Annotated in this window: 20 protein-coding genes; 6 read left to right on the top strand and 14 right to left on the bottom strand. The window is 65.8% G+C overall.

The annotated features are described in order from the left end of the window. From AC3A4E_RS01125 to AC3A4E_RS01085, 9 genes are all read right to left on the bottom strand, one after another. The gene (locus tag AC3A4E_RS01125) at positions 1-1,335 is read right to left on the bottom strand and encodes a type II and III secretion system protein family protein (RefSeq protein ID WP_487629740.1); all 1,335 of its coding nucleotides are present in this window, start codon (positions 1,333-1,335) and stop codon (positions 1-3) included. After that, positions 1,335-2,156: a Flp pilus assembly protein CpaB gene (gene cpaB / locus AC3A4E_RS01120; RefSeq protein ID WP_487629739.1), complete on the bottom strand. Its 822-nt coding sequence runs from the start codon at positions 2,154-2,156 to the stop codon at positions 1,335-1,337. Before cpaB ends, AC3A4E_RS01125 begins: the two co-directional genes overlap by 1 nt. Before the next feature lie 75 nt (positions 2,157-2,231). Beyond that, the gene (locus AC3A4E_RS01115) at positions 2,232-2,438 is read right to left on the bottom strand and encodes a hypothetical protein (protein WP_487629738.1); all 207 of its coding nucleotides are present in this window, start codon (positions 2,436-2,438) and stop codon (positions 2,232-2,234) included. Next, positions 2,435-3,082 carry a hypothetical protein gene (locus tag AC3A4E_RS01110; RefSeq protein ID WP_487629737.1) on the bottom strand — a complete coding sequence of 216 codons (648 nt, stop codon included), beginning with the start codon at positions 3,080-3,082 and terminating at the stop codon, positions 2,435-2,437. Before AC3A4E_RS01110 ends, AC3A4E_RS01115 begins: the two co-directional genes overlap by 4 nt. Before the next feature lie 22 nt (positions 3,083-3,104). Further along, complete coding sequence (locus AC3A4E_RS01105; RefSeq protein ID WP_487629736.1) at positions 3,105-3,959, bottom strand: TadE family protein; 855 nt, start codon at positions 3,957-3,959, stop codon at positions 3,105-3,107. Then, positions 3,956-4,777: a hypothetical protein gene (locus AC3A4E_RS01100; protein WP_487629735.1), complete on the bottom strand. Its 822-nt coding sequence runs from the start codon at positions 4,775-4,777 to the stop codon at positions 3,956-3,958. Before AC3A4E_RS01100 ends, AC3A4E_RS01105 begins: the two co-directional genes overlap by 4 nt. Positions 4,778-4,800: 23 nt before the next feature. After that, positions 4,801-6,411, bottom strand: coding sequence for a pilus assembly protein TadG-related protein (locus AC3A4E_RS01095; RefSeq protein WP_487629734.1), 1,611 nt, complete (start codon positions 6,409-6,411; stop codon positions 4,801-4,803). Positions 6,412-6,481: 70 nt separating this feature from the next. Continuing rightward, positions 6,482-6,763 carry a pilus assembly protein gene (locus tag AC3A4E_RS01090; RefSeq protein WP_487629733.1) on the bottom strand — a complete coding sequence of 94 codons (282 nt, stop codon included), beginning with the start codon at positions 6,761-6,763 and terminating at the stop codon, positions 6,482-6,484. A gap of 65 nt (positions 6,764-6,828) precedes the next feature. Next, positions 6,829-7,134 carry a pilus assembly protein gene (locus AC3A4E_RS01085; RefSeq protein ID WP_487629732.1) on the bottom strand — a complete coding sequence of 102 codons (306 nt, stop codon included), beginning with the start codon at positions 7,132-7,134 and terminating at the stop codon, positions 6,829-6,831. Positions 7,135-7,403: 269 nt separating this feature from the next. On the opposite strand from AC3A4E_RS01085, the gene AC3A4E_RS01080 reads away from it, so the two are divergent. The 4 genes from AC3A4E_RS01080 (at position 7,404) to AC3A4E_RS01065 (ending at position 9,986) form a co-directional block, all read left to right on the top strand. Continuing rightward, entirely contained in the window at positions 7,404-7,853 is a 450-nt protein-coding gene (locus AC3A4E_RS01080) for a hypothetical protein (RefSeq protein ID WP_487629731.1), read from the top strand. Between the two features lie 2 nt (positions 7,854-7,855). Next, positions 7,856-8,935: an OmpA family protein gene (locus AC3A4E_RS01075; protein ID WP_487629730.1), complete on the top strand. Its 1,080-nt coding sequence runs from the start codon at positions 7,856-7,858 to the stop codon at positions 8,933-8,935. Between the two features lie 5 nt (positions 8,936-8,940). Continuing rightward, complete coding sequence (locus AC3A4E_RS01070; RefSeq protein ID WP_487629729.1) at positions 8,941-9,459, top strand: hypothetical protein; 519 nt, start codon at positions 8,941-8,943, stop codon at positions 9,457-9,459. 227 nt (positions 9,460-9,686) lie between these two features. Next, entirely contained in the window at positions 9,687-9,986 is a 300-nt protein-coding gene (locus AC3A4E_RS01065; protein ID WP_487629728.1) for a hypothetical protein, read from the top strand. A gap of 20 nt (positions 9,987-10,006) precedes the next feature. On the opposite strand, the gene AC3A4E_RS01060 is transcribed toward AC3A4E_RS01065, so the two are convergent. The 5 genes from AC3A4E_RS01060 to AC3A4E_RS01040 form a co-directional block, all read right to left on the bottom strand. Beyond that, positions 10,007-10,591, bottom strand: a complete 585-nt coding sequence (locus AC3A4E_RS01060; protein WP_487629727.1) for a superoxide dismutase family protein — start codon at positions 10,589-10,591, stop codon at positions 10,007-10,009. Positions 10,592-10,683: 92 nt separating this feature from the next. Then, a complete protein-coding gene (locus AC3A4E_RS01055) occupies positions 10,684-11,490 on the bottom strand; it encodes an ABC transporter permease (protein WP_487629726.1) in 807 nt (268 codons plus the stop codon). Continuing rightward, positions 11,487-12,449, bottom strand: coding sequence for an ABC transporter ATP-binding protein (locus AC3A4E_RS01050; protein ID WP_487629725.1), 963 nt, complete (start codon positions 12,447-12,449; stop codon positions 11,487-11,489). The genes AC3A4E_RS01055 and AC3A4E_RS01050 overlap by 4 nt, the downstream gene beginning before the upstream one ends. 125 nt (positions 12,450-12,574) lie before the next feature. Continuing rightward, positions 12,575-13,198, bottom strand: coding sequence for a hypothetical protein (locus tag AC3A4E_RS01045; RefSeq protein WP_487629724.1), 624 nt, complete (start codon positions 13,196-13,198; stop codon positions 12,575-12,577). Between the two features lie 10 nt (positions 13,199-13,208). After that, a complete protein-coding gene (locus AC3A4E_RS01040; protein ID WP_487629723.1) occupies positions 13,209-13,994 on the bottom strand; it encodes a hypothetical protein in 786 nt (261 codons plus the stop codon). A 231-nt stretch (positions 13,995-14,225) separates the two neighbouring features. Between AC3A4E_RS01040 and AC3A4E_RS01035 the strand changes: the two genes are divergently transcribed. Next, on the top strand, positions 14,226-14,975 hold the full coding sequence (locus AC3A4E_RS01035) for a ferredoxin--NADP reductase (RefSeq protein ID WP_487629722.1): 750 nt from the start codon (positions 14,226-14,228) through the stop codon (positions 14,973-14,975). Between the two features lie 31 nt (positions 14,976-15,006). After that, entirely contained in the window at positions 15,007-16,221 is a 1,215-nt protein-coding gene (locus tag AC3A4E_RS01030; RefSeq protein ID WP_487629721.1) for a M50 family metallopeptidase, read from the top strand. The last annotated feature ends 11 nt before the right edge of the window (positions 16,222-16,232 follow it).

The following is a 16,232-nucleotide window of genomic DNA, read 5'->3' as shown; positions in this document are numbered from 1 at the left end:
TCAGTCGAAAATGTCGGTACCGACGCCGTTGCGGAAGTCGCGCAGCATCCGGTCACTGCGCTCGATGTTCTCGAGGTTCGCCGGCGAGCCGGCGGTCACTACACGCGGCGTGACGAACACCACCAGGTCCGTGCGCCCGGCACGGAACTGGTCGGAGCGGAACAGGCGCCCCAGCAGCGGCAGCTTGCTCAGCCCGGGTATGCCCTGCAACGCCTTGGAACCGGTGATGTCCACGAGCCCGGAGATTACGATGGTGTCGCCGGCCTGCACGTTGATCTCGGTTTCGGTTTCGCGCGTGAGAAAACCCGGCACGCCCTGCACCGTCACCGTCGGATCGATCTTGCTGACCTCGGTCCGGATGTTGGCCATCACCTGGTTGTTCTCGTTGACCAGGGGCGTGATCTCGAGCTGGATGCCGTATTCCTCGAACTGGATCGTCGTCTGGCCGAAGCCGCTGGAGATCGGGATGGGGAGGCGACCGCCGACCAGGAAATTCGCGGTTCCGCCACTTCGTGCACTCAGCTGGGGCGCCGCGAGCTCCCAGGCTTGGCCCGAAGTCGCCAGAATGTCGATCTGCGAGGTGATGCTGGTGGCGATGCCGAAGTAGCCGGCCGCCGGATTGACGCGCGCCGGCAGATCGACGCCCGCAAAGGGACTGCCTTCGGGCAGGACGCGGAAGAACGGATTGGTGGCGATGTCCTTGACATAGCCACCCGACGGACCGGCGATCACCGCGTCCCAGCGGACGCCGAGGTCACGCAGCGCGTTCTTGTTGAACTCCATGATGCGCACGTCCATCAGCACCATGGGTTTCATATCGACAGGGTCGGCGCTGGTGAGATCGACGAGGTTCGGATAGACCTGCTTGATGACGTTGATGCGCTCGGCCTCGAGCGCGCTGAGCTCACCGGTCAGCACGACGTTGCCGCCGACCTCGTTGACCCGGACCTTGGCATCGGTGCCGAGCATCTCGCGGATCGCATCCGCGGTGTCCGGGCGGTATGTGCCGGCGACGATGACATCGATGGTGCGCTGGCTGCCGTCCTCGTACCACAGATGCATCGTGGTCATGCCCGACGTCGCGCCGGCGATCATCACCACCTGCCTGCGCTCGATGGTGGTGACCTCGATCAGCGCACCGTTGCCGACGGCGACGCGCGCGAGCGGTTTATCGGAGCGGAAGACCTGTACCTGGCCACCGTACATCTGGATCTTCGCGGGAATCGACGCGTGCTGCGCGAATGCGAGACCGGTGGGTGCCAGGGTGGTCATCAACGCCGCGAGGAAGAACGGGAGGACGCGGGCGAAGCCGAAACGTGTCGTTGCGTTGCTCATTAGTTGCCACCACCGATGATGTACTCGACGTTGTCCGACGTGCTGCCGAACTGCTCGAACTCAGAAAGCAGACCGCGCTCGGTCAAGCCTGAGAGTCCGAACGGCGTGCGGTCCTCGAGATTGCGCAGCACGACCCGCATGTCACCGGTGCGCTGCGCGATGGTGAGCTGTTCTGCCTGCCTGGGATCGAGTTCGAGAGTGACGCTGGAAAATCCGGGGCGATCGTCGCCCGCTAGTTCGACCGCCTGCTCGCCGGTGGCCAACACCAGGATGTTTTCCAGCAGCGGCACCACGCGGGGGCCGGTCGCCTCGGCGACGCTGCGCAGCCCGCTGCCTTCCTGTTTGTTTTCGTATGTCATCAGAATGTCGATCCGATCACCCGGGACCACCATTCCCGAGATCGAATTGTTCTCGTTGACCGAGAAGGTGTACGCCACCCGGCCCGGTGCCACGATCCGCGAAAACTGCGACTGCGGCGCGATCAGCAGGCCCGCGCTGATCGGCGTCCCCCGCTTGATCTCGCTGCGCGCCACCCAGCCCACGAACGCCTCGTGACTTCCGGGCACCAGCGCATCCCCAGGTACGAAGTCGACCGGCACCGGGCGGGACACCATGTCCTGGGCGCCGACCACTTCGCCGGGTCGGATGTCGCGACGTGGCACGACGACTTCCGTCTGCGGCATCGCGTCGGGCGTCGCGGCAAGTCGCGCTTCCTCCGCACGCTTCTGGACGTAACTCACACTCATCAACGCAGCCAGAAGACCGAGTACCACGGCCCCGATCAGCAACAGCACGTTGCGGTTTACTTTCTTGAACGCCACGAATGAACTCCCCTTTCATCAAGACAATGCCGGCACGCCATCCCCATGGAGCGCGCCGGCCTACGTTCGGTGGACCTACAAGGGTGTCGGGTAGGTCAGACCCAATGCGAAAGTAAACGCCCGATACGCCTGTTTGATCGCGTCCATCATTTCGACGACGACATTCGGCTCGGCGATGATCACGATGACGACCAGCGACGTGACCAGCAGATACTCGATCGCCGCGCTGCCCCTCTGGCGACGCCCGCACCCCGGGCCATCCGCATCCCCGAGACGCCTCATTCGATGTTCACCACGATCTGCGTCTTCGCGTTGCCGCCGCGCGTCATGGCCATCGTGATGCGGTCCCCATTTGCCTTCTCGAAGCGCGCGAAGCATGACGTGGCATGCGCACTGCAGCTGTCGACGCCGGACAGCGACCAGCCCCGCATGCGCAGGCGATGGACGTAGAACTGGCGGTTTACGTACGGTGAAAGCCCGTTTTCCATGCCCAGCGTGCGCGCTTGTCCCGGTACATCGAAGTAGCGGATGTCGTTGAGCACGTCGGTATTGACTGGCGTGTCGAAACCCGCGCCCGGCGCGTCGGTCCGCTCGCGACCGCTTTCGGGTTCGAGTTTCATGATCCCGATCGTGCCTTCGACCAGGCCACGGCGGTCGTCGAGTTCCACCGTGACGAAATAGCTGTCCTCCGCGCGCCCGATGACGGTCTTGCCATCGAGCGCGTTCTCAACGAGTTGCTCTCCCCACGTTCCCCGGTAGAACCTCTTGACCGCATCCAGGTCCTGCATCGTGGTGAAACGGCTTGCGCGCATTTCAATGCCGTTGTGACTCATGTGCCGACTGACCAGCTCGCCCTGGCTGTCTTCGGGCAGCGGCACTTCCGGCCAGGCGTACGCAGGCGCGCACGCCAGCAGCAGCGCCGGCACCAGGCACACCGGCGCGCGGCCATCACGGTGCCGGCGCATACGGCTCCAGCTTCGACTGGGGCACGATGTCCAGCGTGTCCTCGAGCATGTCGAATTTCAGGTCGGCAGGCGCGCCCAGGATCGGAATGAACCCGAGCGGTCGCACGGCGGCGATCGCGTTATCGAGTGCGCCGGTATAGGCACCTGCCGTCAGCGGATTCACACGCTGATAGGTGCTCCGAGCATGCGCGATGTCCTGGTCGGTGCCACCCCGCACTCCACTTCCGCGCGCATTCCACGCATCAGCAAGCAGCGTGTGTTCGCTGGAGAACCGCAGGTTCAGACCCGACAGTTCAGGGAGGTAATCGATGGCGCTGCCATCGGCGTGCCGCAGATCGCGCACAGAAACGTTGACTGCAGCGGTGACGAGGTCGTCGCTACTGGGAAACAGCCTGCTCGCGATCACATCGGGGATGCGCTCCGCGATCCCCATCAGCAGGCCAGGCGGCGCTTCGCGGGTGTACGCATCCAGCTGGATGTCCTGCCGCTCGATTAGGGGCACATCGGTGAAACTGTTCAACAGGGGATTGCCTAGTCGCGCATCGCTCGCTGTCGGCGCCGTGAGTATCCGCGCGTCGGCCTGGTTGAAATGCCAGTCGATCACGCGATCACGCTGGCTGCCAGGCGTGAGGTTCGCTTCCAGTGCGTAGTCGCGCGTCACCGTCGCTTCCCAGGCGGCGCTGCGTGCCGCCTGCTGTGTCGTCTGCTTGACGTGGATAAATTTGGCGAGGGTCGGAATCAGCAGAAACAGCGGCACCAGCACCACAGCGAGAATCGCCGTCTCGGTCAGCGCCTGCCCCGACTGCCGCGGGCGCGCCTTGAAGGAGGTGCGTATCATCGGGCTGCTCCCGCGCTCGGCGCGCGTTCCGCATTGCGACCGCTCGTCGGCGGATGCGGTCGCATCTGCACGAACGGGGCATCGTCGTCGAGCACCAGCGCCTTCAATCTGACGCGTTGTCCGTTGCCTTCGCTGCTGGGCGTCTGGTCCACGACCAGACCGGTGAGCATGTAGGCCTCACCACCCTGCGCATTGCCTACGCCCCTGCCGCGCGTATCGAACCCGTACGCGGCGCCAGCCGACCAGATGCAGTACGTCGCACCGCTGCCTGGAAGATCGTCATACTCGCGACACGGGACACCCGCGATGGTCTTTGTCTGCGCGGGCGCATCCGCTTCGTCCAGAGCAGCGACGCTCTCGCGCTTCCACTCGTACTCGGGCCGCGCTGCCGCTCTGCTTTCGATGCCGGTCGCGAGGTCGACGCTCACCGTCTCGTCGCTGTCCATGTAGACGTGCAGTCCCAGGGTCGCCGGTTCGAAGTTGCAATGGCGCGCGTCTTCGACGGTGCCGGAGGTATAGGTGTAGACCTCATTGCGCACCGCGACCCGGTCAACGCCCGACCAGACCTGCAGCCGCGACGTCCCGAGTTTTTCGACATAGTCATCGGGCAGCTGCGTGCCCATGCCCAGTTCGCGGCACGCCGCGCCGACCTCGTCATAGAGACTCCGGTACAGGCGTTGACCGGCGGCGAGATACTCCACCTCAAGGTCGGCATAGACCGAGCCGGCAGACGTCGCGCCATCGGCATCACCATCGCCGCCCGGCCCGCTGGACGGCGCGCAGGCAGGCAGTGCGACCACCATCACCGCAATGCCCATCGCCGTTGGCAGTCCCCGGCCCGTCAACGCATGCCCCCCCCCATGATGCCGCCAACGCCGGCCACCGCGTAATCGATGGCGGGCGTTTCGACCAAGCGAGCCTGCCAGAACGGACTGAAGAGGCTACCCGCTTCCAGTTGTGTGTCCGTCTTGGGCGCCTCGTTCCACTCGCGCGGTACGCGGCGGGTGAACATCTCCAGACGCGGCGGGCGATTGAAATAGGTCTGCCCGGTCGCGATGGCCGTGGTGCCGCCGCGGGGGGTCTGGCCCTGCAATTCCAGCGCGCCTCCGACGGGAGCGCCGATGCCGTCGATATGCTCGCTGGTGCGTGCATGCTCGGCGGCGCTCACGACATAGACCGTGAATCTGGGCCCCGCATCCGCCCCCTCAGGCGTCCGCGCACGATCGTCGCGGACATCGTGATACGCATGCAGCCCGGTGTAGCCACTGAAATAGGCATCCCGGCGTTGCCGCGGCGACGAACTCGCACCCGCCGTGATCAGCGTGGGTCCGTTGACGGAGGGGTAGGTGTTGGCCATTTGCGCGGCATTCCCGCTCGCTCCGCCGTACGGCTCGTAATGCGCGTTGTCGTGCGGATGGGAAACCCAGCCTTCGCTGTTGTTGGGACCGCTGCGGATGGGAGGGTTGAAGGACGGCAGCGAACCCGTCGCGCGCTCGATGGCCTGAGCGCCACCCCAGCCGGCTGGGCCACTCAACGCTTCCACCGGCCCGACCTGGATCTGCACGATATCCATACCGGCCCAGCGCTTGTAGTCCACCAGATCGGTGCCGCCCCAGCTTCCCGCCTCGAGCACCTGCGGGATGCCGCCATTGTCGCCGCGGTCGGCGCTGAACTTGTCCCGCGAGCCCATGACCACATTGCGGAAGCGGTTCATACCGTCCCGATCCCGTTGCTGCACGCCGTCCGGGTCGTAGGACTCCAGCAGACCGCCGTTGGCCAGACTGCTTGCCGACGCCAGATGGCGACCGAGCAGCGCCAGTCCCTCGACGGGAATCGACGCGTTGGGGTCGTTCTTCTCCACCACCCGACGCGCCACCTGCAGGCCCTCGGCGGTCGCGCCGACGCCCACTGCAAATCGCGCCGCGCCTGCATAGGCCTGGTTGAGGCGGCTGAGGATGCCCACCACCGGGCCAAGCGCGGGATGCGCGACGGTACGGGCGACTGCCACCGCTTTTTCCGCGATCTTCAGCCCGGTCTCGACGCCCTTGACGATGGGTATCAAAGTCGCACCGATGACCGTGGCGGCAAGCGCGACCTGAATCGCCTGCATCGTCCGGATGAGCGACAGCGTATGGGTGTGAATCATGTTGAGCCACGACCACATGCTGACGAACTGCGCGATCGCGACTTCGTTGGCGATGCGCGCGCGGTTCATGTACGCCGCGAAATTCAGCATCTTCGCCTGCTGGACCGCGACACTATAGGCGGCCGCATCGGCGGTATTGACCAATCGGACCTTCTTGCTGACGGCCTGGCCCGAGTCGAACAACAGCATCAATCCCAGACACAGCACGCCCACCAGCACCAGGAATAGCACCAGCGCCTGACCTGCCACGCCACGGCGCCGACCGTGCGGAGACCGGATACTCAGAAGCGCGGGAAGGCTGGACATGTGTCGTTCCCTGACATCACACAAAGTCGTCGGACGGCGTTCTCGCGGATCGCCGTATCAGAAGATGCCGTCAGTCGTCACTGACGGAATTGTTGTAGGACTGCATGTTCTTCTCGTACATCGCGTCGACACGCGCTTCCTTACCTGCATCTTTGGCGTTCTGAATCGACTCGGTTGCTTTCGTGCCCGACAACTCGCTCGCCATACCGGCGGTCTGGTTGCGGACCGTGCTTCCGAAGAAGCTGAACACCGTGATGGACGCAATCGCGATCAACGCGACGATGATGATGTACTCGGTCATGCCCTGACCCCGCTGACCATGACCCTGGGCAATGCGCTTCATGCGATTCATCTGTTTGGTCTCCGACCTGACGCATCCGCTTGCCCTGCCGGCATGACGCCGGCAGGGCGTCGCGATCAGTTGCCGCCGCCGCTGACGGTGTTGTCGTACTCGCCCATGTTGATCTTCTCCTTGGCGGACGCATCCGTCCTGGCTGCCTTGGCCGCATCCTGCGCACCCTTGATGGACTCGGTCGCTTTCGTACCCGAAAGCTCGCTGGCCATACCCGACACCTGGTTCCGCACGGTGCTGCCGAAGAAGCTCACGACCGTAATGGCAGCGATGGCGATCAGCGCGACGATGATGATGTATTCAGTCATGCCCTGACCCGCCTGACGGCGGCCGAAGCGACGGGGCTGACGATTGGTTTGTTGGATGTGCATCTACTGTTCCCTGTAAGTACGAAAAAAGAGGCCGTCATCAGACGACAACAGAACGATTCGATCCAACAGCATGACCATATCGTCCGCATGGTTCATCTGAGCGTCAGAAAACGCTAGCACACACTCCTGATCTCTGATGTGCATTTAAAGAAAAATATGATTTAAACGTGATGTTGATCACAAAATTGATGACGCTGTGCGTCACTTTCGTGTGAATCGGGACATGTGATTGCGAGATGAGCGCGGATTCCCCATAATTTTTTCCGTCCATGGATGTCAAGCCTTCCGCGCCGTTCCGGGCGTCGGCCCCAACTCGACAGGGAGATTCAATGCAACGTGCATGTCTGTTGCCGCTCGTCGCGGCACTGCTGTTTGTCGCCACGCCAAGTACTGCTGCGGCGCAATCCGCTGCCGGCGCAGACCGCCGTCCATCGCCCGAAGAGTGGAGCGCGCAACAGCGCGCATCGGCAGCGCCGGTCTCGCAGGACGACGCCGCCATCATCGCTGCCAACATGCAGGCACTCGGTGAAACCTGCGGCCTGACCGCTCCCGAGCTGGACAGGCTTGCCGCCGCATCCAGGCGGAGCGGCGCGGTGAGCGAAGCGGACGTCCGCAATCACCTGCCGGCGGCCCGGCGTCGGGCAGACGAGCAGCGACGGACACCGGGCTTCGAGCAGAATTGTGGCTTGCTGCGGCTTCGCATCGAGACCGGACGCTGATGATGCGCGTACAGAATACGTACTGCGCCGCACCGATCATGCTGCGGCGCTTGAGGGTCTGCTCGCTGGCCATTTCACTGCTGATGGTTGCGGCCTGCGGCAAACAGGAGCCGTCACCGGCGGAGCCGGCGGCGGCGGAAGCAGCGCTTCCCGCAGCGTCTTCCGCCACGCCTGACTCGGAGGTCACGGCGGATGGACCGGCGCCAACGCCGGATACCGGCTTCTCGATCGATCGCATTCCGGTGTCGACCGTCACGCTAGGCGACTTCCCCTATATCCAGCTGCCCGCCGGCTACAGCAGTTCCCCGTCCTTCACCCGGGTTAATCCGTTCGATCGGGTCGGATTCTGGACAGGCGATGGGATCCACTGGGTCGAGGGCAAGTTCCATATCGCGCCGATCGCGTCCGACGGAGGGGCCTATTCGCCGCTTCAGGTGGAGCGCAACATCGCGGCGATCGTCGAACAGGCGGGGGGTGTCCGGGTGTTCAGCGGAGAGATTCCATCTGAGGTAAGTGACCAGATCAGGGAAGGCATGTCGTCCCGTCCGTCGCTCTACCGGTACGGAACCTGCTTTCCGTTCGAGCCGGTGCACATTTACGTTATCCGTCGATCCGATCGCGCGATCTGGATCCAGCAATGCAGCAACGGCGACAAGGGCGGCGGCTGGATCATCGGCGAAACCGAGGCCTTCGAGGCTACGGCGGCTCTGCTGCCCAGCAGCGAAATCCAGCAGGCGCTGGGTGAGCACGGCCGGATCGCCCTGCAGGTCAATTTCGCCAGCGACCAAGCGGTGGTGCTTGAGGAATCGATGCCGCAGGTGGAAGAGATCGCGTCTCTGCTGGAGGCCGACGATGCGCTCCGGCTGGCGATCGAGGGGCATACCGACAGTACGGGTGCGCCGGAGCGCAACCGTGAACTTGCGCGCGCACGCGCGCAAGCGGTGGTCGATCTGGTGATCGCGCGTGGCATCGATGCTGGGCGGTTGGAGGCAGCCGGTTACGGCGCCGACCGGCCCGTCGCCGACAACACCAGCGAGGATGGCAGGGCGGCGAACCGTCGGGTGGAGCTGGTTTCGCTGTAGTGGTCATGGGGCTGAAGGCGCGGACCGGGATTCCCGCCACTCTTGCAGCGTGCCTGCTCATCACCGGCTGCGTTCCGGACCCGCTGGACATGACGCCCGGCGTCGACGAACCGGCCGAGGAAGACCTGCAGACCATGCTGCTCGACGCCGCGCGGGGCATCGAAGTCGTGCAGACCGGCGACACCCGCGCGTGCCTGATCGAGATGTCGCTCCAGACCGACAGTGGGCTGCGTGACCACCGCATCTGTCTCGCGCGCACGGCGTCGACCGACGCCACCGCACTATCGACTGCCTGCGGACGCATCGCGACACGCCACATCGTGATGTCGCGGCAGGGTGGCGACATCACGGTCACGCATACGCGCATGACGCTGCAGAGCGCGTGCCCGTCCGGAGCGCAATTCGAATGTCAGGGACTGGAACGCTCTGGGCTGACCCTGTCCGGATATACCCAACCGGTAGCGGAACTCGCGCAGGCACGCCAGAGCTGCGCAGGCCTGGGTGGGCGCTGGAGTGCGCAATGAATCGCGTCAGCATCGCTATCGCCGTGACCACGTGCGCCTGGATGCTCGCCGCCTGCACGGATGACAGTCCGGCTCCGCCGACGCGACACGATACTGTGGCCGCCCGGGTTGCCGTACCAGCGACGCCAGATAGCACAGTCGTACCCGCAGCCACGCCGGCGCGCCACCACGACGCTGGCACGCCCTTCGTGCCGGACGCCCAAGGACCTGCTGACGAGGCTCTGTGGATGTCGACGGACGCCAGTGATCCTGTCGAGCGCTGGGCGGAACTGGCCGGTACCAACCTCGGCTACGTCATCGGCTGCAAGGCGACCGATGCTACGATCGTGGCGTACCGCCGCCGTATCGACGCGGAGCGAAACGCGCTGGCCGCACGTGGGCTGGACGTCTCGCGCTTCGATGCCATCTTGGAGGCACGCACGCAGCGCGCGCGCGCTGACATCCGCCGGCTCGGTCAACGGGACGGCGACGTGGTCAGCGCATGCGCAGCGATCATCTCGCGTCTGCAGACGCGACTGGCTACCTGAGAAGGCGAAACAACCGGACGTCAGGCCTTGGGAGCAGGCTCGGTCACCCGGATCACGGCGCAGGCGATACGCCGGCCGGTATTGCCCTCGGGCTGCGACTGGTGATCGTCGGCGGCCTCGTGTATCACCAGACTGCGTCCGGCGATATCGTTGGGTGCACCGCCGCCCAGGGTGACGCCCGGCACCTGCAGATTGAGCGTGACGACACCGGTATGCGACGCATCGATGTTGGCAAGATCGCCGAGCATGTGCTCACCGCCCGATGGACGGCCATGGCGCGTGCGGTGCGGGTTGAAGATGGCGCCTGACGCTTCGGGCGTCGCACAGTCGCCGGTCTCCTTGATGTGGAAACCGAACTCGCCAGCACGCGGCAACCCCGCCACCGTGCCGGTGATGCGTACGCCGTTCCCCAACGGCTCGACGGCGAGCACTCCGCTCACATCGCCCCCATGGAAGGGCTGCACGACCGCCGTTGCCAGGACGGCATCGCTGAAGCTGATACGGCCGCGGTCGATCTGCGGCACCGGCGTCGCGCAGGCAGTCAGCCCCGCAGTGATCACGACGACCTTGAACGCGGACCAGCCCCAGTATCCCTGTGCACGCATGTGTCTCTCCCCGATATCCCTATTGGATAACCTCCGATCGTGTTGGCCGCTCGAACGAAAGTCAATCGGAGCACTGCCGGCATCGACCTGCCTCAGCTGCGCAGACCGATGCCGCGCTTGAGCAGCCACAGCGCCAGCGCGCCGAGTGCGATGACGAAGCCGATCATCAGCGCGAACGACACGCCCAGCGACACGTCGCTGACGCCGAGCAGGCCGTAGCGGAACGCGTTGACCATGTAGAAGATCGGGTTGGCATGCGTCGCGGTTTCGGCCCAACCGGGCAGCAGCGAGACCGAATAGAACACGCCGCCCAGATACGTCAGCGGGGTCAGGATGAAGATCGGCACGATGGCGACGTCGTCGAACTTCTTCGCGTAGACCGCGTTGACGAAGCCTGCCAGCGCGAAGATCGTCGCGCCCAGCAGCACGGTGGCGAAGGTCACCAGCGGGTGCGGAATGCGCACCGTGGTGAACAGCATCGCGATGCACAGCACGATGACGCCGACCGCGAGACCGCGCGTCACCGCGCCGATCACGTAACCGCCCAGGATCACCCAACTCGGCATCGGGCTGACCAGCAGTTCCTCGACGTGGCGGCCGAACTTCGCGCCGAAGAAACTCGACGAGATGTTGCCGTAGCTGTTCTGGATCACGCTCATCATCACCAGGCCCGGCACGATGAAATCCATGTAGCGGATGCCGTCCATCTCGCCGACGCGCGCGCCGATCAGGCCACCGAAGATCAGGAAGTACAGCGTCATCGTGATCGCGGGCGGCACGAGGGTCTGGCCCCAGATGCGCAGGATGCGGACGATCTCGCGCCGCGCGATCGTGTACAGCGCGACCCAGTGGCGCTGCGCCGTGCCTTCGATGGCGGCGACGTCGGTGGACTTGCTCATGCCGTCTTCTCCTGCTGCGAGGCGGCATTGGGGCCGGTCATGCGCACGAACAGTTCTTCGAGCCGGTTGGACTTGGTGCGCATCGAGCGCACGCGGATGCCGGCGCTGTCGAGCGTGGCGAACACGCGGTTGAGATCCATCGCGCGCGGCATGTCGAGATCCAGCGTGTGGTCATCGGTCGCGACCAGGGTGGTGCCTTCGATCGGCGGCAGCGTGGCGGGCAGCGTGCCATCGATGTCGAAGATGAAACCCTCGACGTCCAGCTTGGACAGCAGCACGCGCATCGGACCCTGCTCGACGATGATGCCGCGATCGATGATCGCCAGATTCCGGCACAGGCTCTCGGCTTCTTCGAGGTAATGCGTGGTCAGGATGATCGTCGTGCCGGCGGCGTTGATCTCCTTGAGCGTCTGCCACATGCCGCGGCGGATCTCGATGTCGACGCCGGCGGTGGGCTCGTCGAGGATCAGCAGCCGCGGGCGCGTCATCATCGCGCGGGCGATCATCAGTCGACGCTTCATGCCGCCCGACAGCGTGCGCGACATCGTCGTCGCCTTGTCCCACAGCTGCGCGCGCTTGAGTTCCTCTTCGGCGCGCACCATCGCCTCGGCGCGCGGAATGCCGTAGAAGCCCGCGTAGTTGACGAGGATGTCGAAGGGCTTTTCGAAGAAGTTGAAGTTCAGTTCCTGCGGCACCAGGCCGATCAGGCGCATCGCCGCATCGCGGTGGGTGTGCAGATCGGTGCCGAACAGGCGCACGTCGCCCGAGGTCTTGTTGACCAGCGAGGAGATGATGCCGATCAGCGTGGACTTGCCCGCGCCATTGGGGCCGAGCAGGGCGAAGAAATCGCCGGGCGCGACGTCGAGCGAGATGCCCTTGAGCGCCTCGACACCGCCGTCATAGGTCTTGCGCAGATCGCGCACCGAAAGGGCCGCGTCGGCCTGGGGAATCGGGGACATGTCCATCGCTCGTGCCGCGGATGGCGCGGCGGGGGTCCGTAGTATAGGGACGCCCCGACGGGCCCGGCCGCAACGGCGCGTTGCATGCGTGGCGCCGTGCAGGTGTCGCTGCGGTTGGTCGGGCCTCAGTCGAGGCCCAGCCGGTGGAGCATAGCCACGACGCCGTCGCGGGTGGTGCCCTCGAATGTCGACGGCGCATCGTTCACCGTGCCGACGATGCCGCCATACAGCGCCTGGTTGCGCGTGACGATCTCGTTCAACACCAGCGTGTCGCGTTCGCTCCGGTACGCGTACACATCGTAGCGGGTGCCGCGGATGCCCTCACCTGCGTGCCAGATGGGCCACGACACGATCACGAACAGGTTCGGCACGCCCTGCACGGCGTGTATGAAGGCCGCCTCCAGGTGTGGTGGACCGCCGTCCTGGCCGTAGCGGTCGACCGGCTCCGGCTGGCATCCGGCGCCGTCGCGATAGCGCACCAGCTCGATCGGAGCCACCTCGCCGGGCGCTGCCTGCGGAAGCTGCCGGAAGACGACCAGACCCTCGTAGGCGAGCACGGCCAACGTGCCGGATCCGGTTTTCGCCGCGTCCGCGCAGGTGGTGTCGGACACCTGCGCACCTTGAGCGGGTGCGTGCGCGTTGCGCGCCGACGGCGCGCAGGCAGCCAGACACAGGGCCACCAGGCATGTCGCGATCGAAAGGCCCACCGTCGCCCTCGGGCGGCATGCGGGCCAGCGCGCCTGCTGCATGGGCGAAGCGTCAGGGCGCAGCGTCATTCGCCCCATCCCGGGCACCCGCGGGCTGCATGCGGGCAGCATCGAAGTCCGCGCCGATCTCGAACGACCGCGTGGTGACCCGCATGCCATGGCCCTGCACAGGCGTCTGCGACAGGACGATCGTATTGCTCATGTGCGCGACGTTGCTCGGCTGCAGGCTGGGCACGCGCGCATTGAATCCCCATTGGCCGCCGCCCGACCACGCGCATCCCTCGACGGATCCCGCGGTCGCCTGCCGGCAGGGCTGTCCGAAGACTTCGGTTTCCGTCGCGGTCACAGTGCCTGCGACCTCCGCTGCCGAAAGCGCCGCGCGCGCGTGGAATCCCGCGTGTCGCGGCGGCTGCGAAAAATGCTCGCCGTTCGACAGATCCACGGCGGCATGGCGGCCGGGGGCAAAGAACTGGTGGCTGCCTTCTGTTGCGAACACGAAGCGGCACAATCCGTCCTGGGTTCCGCTGGCTGAACCGAAGTTCCATTTCTCCCAGCGGAAAGCGAAGGTGTCGCCCAGGAACCACCGCTGCAGACGCGCCTTGCCGAGGCGCGCGACTTCATCGTCGGACAGCGCGTCGAGCGGTAGCCCGGCCTGCTGGCAGACGTCCAGATTCTCCAGATAGCTTTCCCGCATGGTGTTGCGATCGAAGATCAGATACTCGACATCCGAATCGACGTAGATCGCCGGCATGTCCGTCTGCGTGGCGGCCCCGACGTCGGACATGGCGGTCGCCGCCGCCGCGGTGCTTTCCTGCTGCTGACAGCCTGTCAGCGCCATGACGCAGACGACCGGCCACGCCGATCGGATGGTGGCGCGCGAAAAAGCGCTTGGCATGTGTCACCTCCCTGTTGGATTCCATTCCGCCATCGACAGCCTGCCGGGTGATGTCCCGGAACACGATGTTGCGTCGGCCGTCAAACGGGTTGTCGTATTATGTCCAGCCGCTGGCAGACCGTGTCTGCCGCAGTTCACGAACCGGCGCCCCAAGCTGGTCAGCACCGGATTCCAGTGGCTATCACGCAATTCCCCATCAAGCTCGTTTCGCGGCGCATGGTCGCGCCGACCGTCGCCCACCTGTCCTTCGTCCGCGACGACGGCCAGCCGCTGGACTTCATCCCCGGGCAGTTCATCCAGATCCATTTCGAGTACGCCGACGGCACCGCGACCAAACGCTCGTATTCGCTGGCGACGATCCACGACCATGCGATCGGGCCGGGCGAGGCGATCGAAGTCGCCGTGAGCTACGTGCCGGGTGGCGCGGCGACGGCGCTGTTCGAAGGCATGGATCTGGGCAGCACGGTGCAGGCCAGCGGCCCGTTCGGGCGCTTCTGCCTGATGCCGCAGGACACCAACCGCCGCTATCTGCTGGTCGGCACGGGCACCGGCGTCACGCCGTACCGCGCGATGCTGCCGCTGCTGGAGAAGGCGATCGCCGAGCGTGGCGTCGAGGTGGTGCTGCTGATGGGCGCGCGCACGCCGGCCGAACTGCTCTACGGCGACGACTTCCGCGCGTTCGCCGACACCCACCCGAACTTCCGCTTCGTGCCGTGCTTCTCGCGCGAACTGCCGAACGCACCGCATGCCGACGTGCGCCACGGCTACGTGCAGCAGTTCCTCGAGGAGTTCGCGCCGGGCGAAGGCGACATCGCCTATCTGTGCGGCAATCCGAACATGGTCGACGCGACGTTCGAGGCGCTCAAGGGCTTCGGCCTGCCGGTGCCGCTGATCCGTCGCGAGAAGTACGTCAGCAGCAAGTGATCTGCCGCGGATGACGACGCCCGACAGCGCCATGACTTCGCATTCCCCGTTCGCGCCCCTGATGCCGCCCGCCCCCGAAGCGCCGGCGAAACGCCCCCTGTGGCGCCGCGCGTTGCCGCTGCTGGTGATCTTCTTCGCCGGCGGCCTGGTCGGCGTGGGTCTCGCGAAGCTCGGCCTGCCGGCGCTGGAGGCGCTGCCGCCTGGCACCGGACTCGCGCTGCTGGCCGGCTTCTTTCTGTCGCTGTGGCCGCACATCGTGTTGCACGAAGCCGGGCATGCGCTCGCGGGTGTGTCGCGCGGCATGCAGGCGATCGCGTTCGGTGTCGGACCGCTCCGGATGGAGCGTGGCAGCAACGACCGCTGGCGTTGGCGGTACGGCGGCGGTGTGCGCGGCATCGGTGGCTTCGCGGCGTTGCTGCCCCGCGGCGAACGCGGCCTGTCGCGCCTCGACCAGACGGTGTTCCTGCTGGGCGGACCGCTGGCGAATCTGCTGACGGCTGCGCTGTGCATCGCGCTGGTGCTGTGGCTGCCGATGACGCCATGGCTCGCGGGCGCAGCGCTGGGTATCGCGCTCGCGGCCGCCGTCCTGGGCCTGGGCAATCTGCTGCCGATGCACATGGACGGCTGGCGCTCCGATGGTCGCGGCCTGCTCGATCTCGCCCGCCGCACACCGGATGCCGCGCTGCAGTTGCAGATCAACCAGCTGATGGCGCTGAGCCTGGCCAATGTGCGACCGCGTGACTGGCCGCCGGCCTCGATCCCGACCGTCGACGCCGGCATCGCCAGCAGCGGCCTGCAGCAAAGCGCGCGCATGCTGCGGCTGTCGCATGCGGTTGATCGCCGCGATGGCGGGGCCGCACGCCCCCAGGCCGAAGCACTCGCGAGCGCATTCGCGAAAGCGCCCGCCGCATTCCGGCCTTCGATCGCGGTGATGCTCGCCAGCCATGCGGCGCTGCTGGTCGGCGACCGGGCACTGGTCGCGGCCTGGCGCGCACATTGCGAAGGCGGCCTGATGGATCTGTCGCCGTACCGCGCATGGCTGGATGCGGAAATCGCGCGGCTGGATGGCGACGCCGCCGCGGTCCGCATGCATCTGGAGCAGGCACGTGCACTGTCGGAGCGGATTCCCGATGCGGCGAGCCGCACGGTGTTCGACGAGCGGCTGGCGGAACTCGGCGCGTCCCACATGGACACCATGCACGCGATCACGCCCGGGGCATCGCAAGAGACTGTCAAGCACGCTTGACACCGGAATCA

This window comes from Luteimonas sp. Soil_N_1 (assembly GCF_057656255.1).
This window is presented reverse-complemented; position numbering and strand designations above follow the sequence as displayed.

What these genes read in the sequence shown, in the direction of transcription:
- AC3A4E_RS01125 (WP_487629740.1), bottom strand. Translation starts at nt 1,335, where the DNA reads ATGAGCAACGCAACGACACGTTTCGGCTTCGCCCGCGTCCTCCCGTTC.
- AC3A4E_RS01115 (WP_487629738.1), bottom strand. Translation starts at nt 2,438, where the DNA reads ATGAGGCGTCTCGGGGATGCGGATGGCCCGGGGTGCGGGCGTCGCCAG.
- AC3A4E_RS01105 (WP_487629736.1), bottom strand. Translation starts at nt 3,959, where the DNA reads ATGATACGCACCTCCTTCAAGGCGCGCCCGCGGCAGTCGGGGCAGGCG.
- AC3A4E_RS01100 (WP_487629735.1), bottom strand. Translation starts at nt 4,777, where the DNA reads ATGGGCATTGCGGTGATGGTGGTCGCACTGCCTGCCTGCGCGCCGTCC.
- AC3A4E_RS01095 (WP_487629734.1), bottom strand. Translation starts at nt 6,411, where the DNA reads ATGTCCAGCCTTCCCGCGCTTCTGAGTATCCGGTCTCCGCACGGTCGG.
- AC3A4E_RS01090 (WP_487629733.1), bottom strand. Translation starts at nt 6,763, where the DNA reads ATGAATCGCATGAAGCGCATTGCCCAGGGTCATGGTCAGCGGGGTCAG.
- AC3A4E_RS01085 (WP_487629732.1), bottom strand. Translation starts at nt 7,134, where the DNA reads ATGCACATCCAACAAACCAATCGTCAGCCCCGTCGCTTCGGCCGCCGT.
- AC3A4E_RS01080 (WP_487629731.1), top strand. Translation starts at nt 7,404, where the DNA reads ATGGATGTCAAGCCTTCCGCGCCGTTCCGGGCGTCGGCCCCAACTCGA.
- AC3A4E_RS01075 (WP_487629730.1), top strand. Translation starts at nt 7,856, where the DNA reads ATGCGCGTACAGAATACGTACTGCGCCGCACCGATCATGCTGCGGCGC.
- AC3A4E_RS01070 (WP_487629729.1), top strand. Translation starts at nt 8,941, where the DNA reads ATGGGGCTGAAGGCGCGGACCGGGATTCCCGCCACTCTTGCAGCGTGC.
- AC3A4E_RS01065 (WP_487629728.1), top strand. Translation starts at nt 9,687, where the DNA reads ATGTCGACGGACGCCAGTGATCCTGTCGAGCGCTGGGCGGAACTGGCC.
- AC3A4E_RS01060 (WP_487629727.1), bottom strand. Translation starts at nt 10,591, where the DNA reads ATGCGTGCACAGGGATACTGGGGCTGGTCCGCGTTCAAGGTCGTCGTG.
- AC3A4E_RS01055 (WP_487629726.1), bottom strand. Translation starts at nt 11,490, where the DNA reads ATGAGCAAGTCCACCGACGTCGCCGCCATCGAAGGCACGGCGCAGCGC.
- AC3A4E_RS01050 (WP_487629725.1), bottom strand. Translation starts at nt 12,449, where the DNA reads ATGTCCCCGATTCCCCAGGCCGACGCGGCCCTTTCGGTGCGCGATCTG.
- AC3A4E_RS01045 (WP_487629724.1), bottom strand. Translation starts at nt 13,198, where the DNA reads ATGCAGCAGGCGCGCTGGCCCGCATGCCGCCCGAGGGCGACGGTGGGC.
- AC3A4E_RS01040 (WP_487629723.1), bottom strand. Translation starts at nt 13,994, where the DNA reads ATGGCGCTGACAGGCTGTCAGCAGCAGGAAAGCACCGCGGCGGCGGCG.
- AC3A4E_RS01030 (WP_487629721.1), top strand. Translation starts at nt 15,007, where the DNA reads ATGACTTCGCATTCCCCGTTCGCGCCCCTGATGCCGCCCGCCCCCGAA.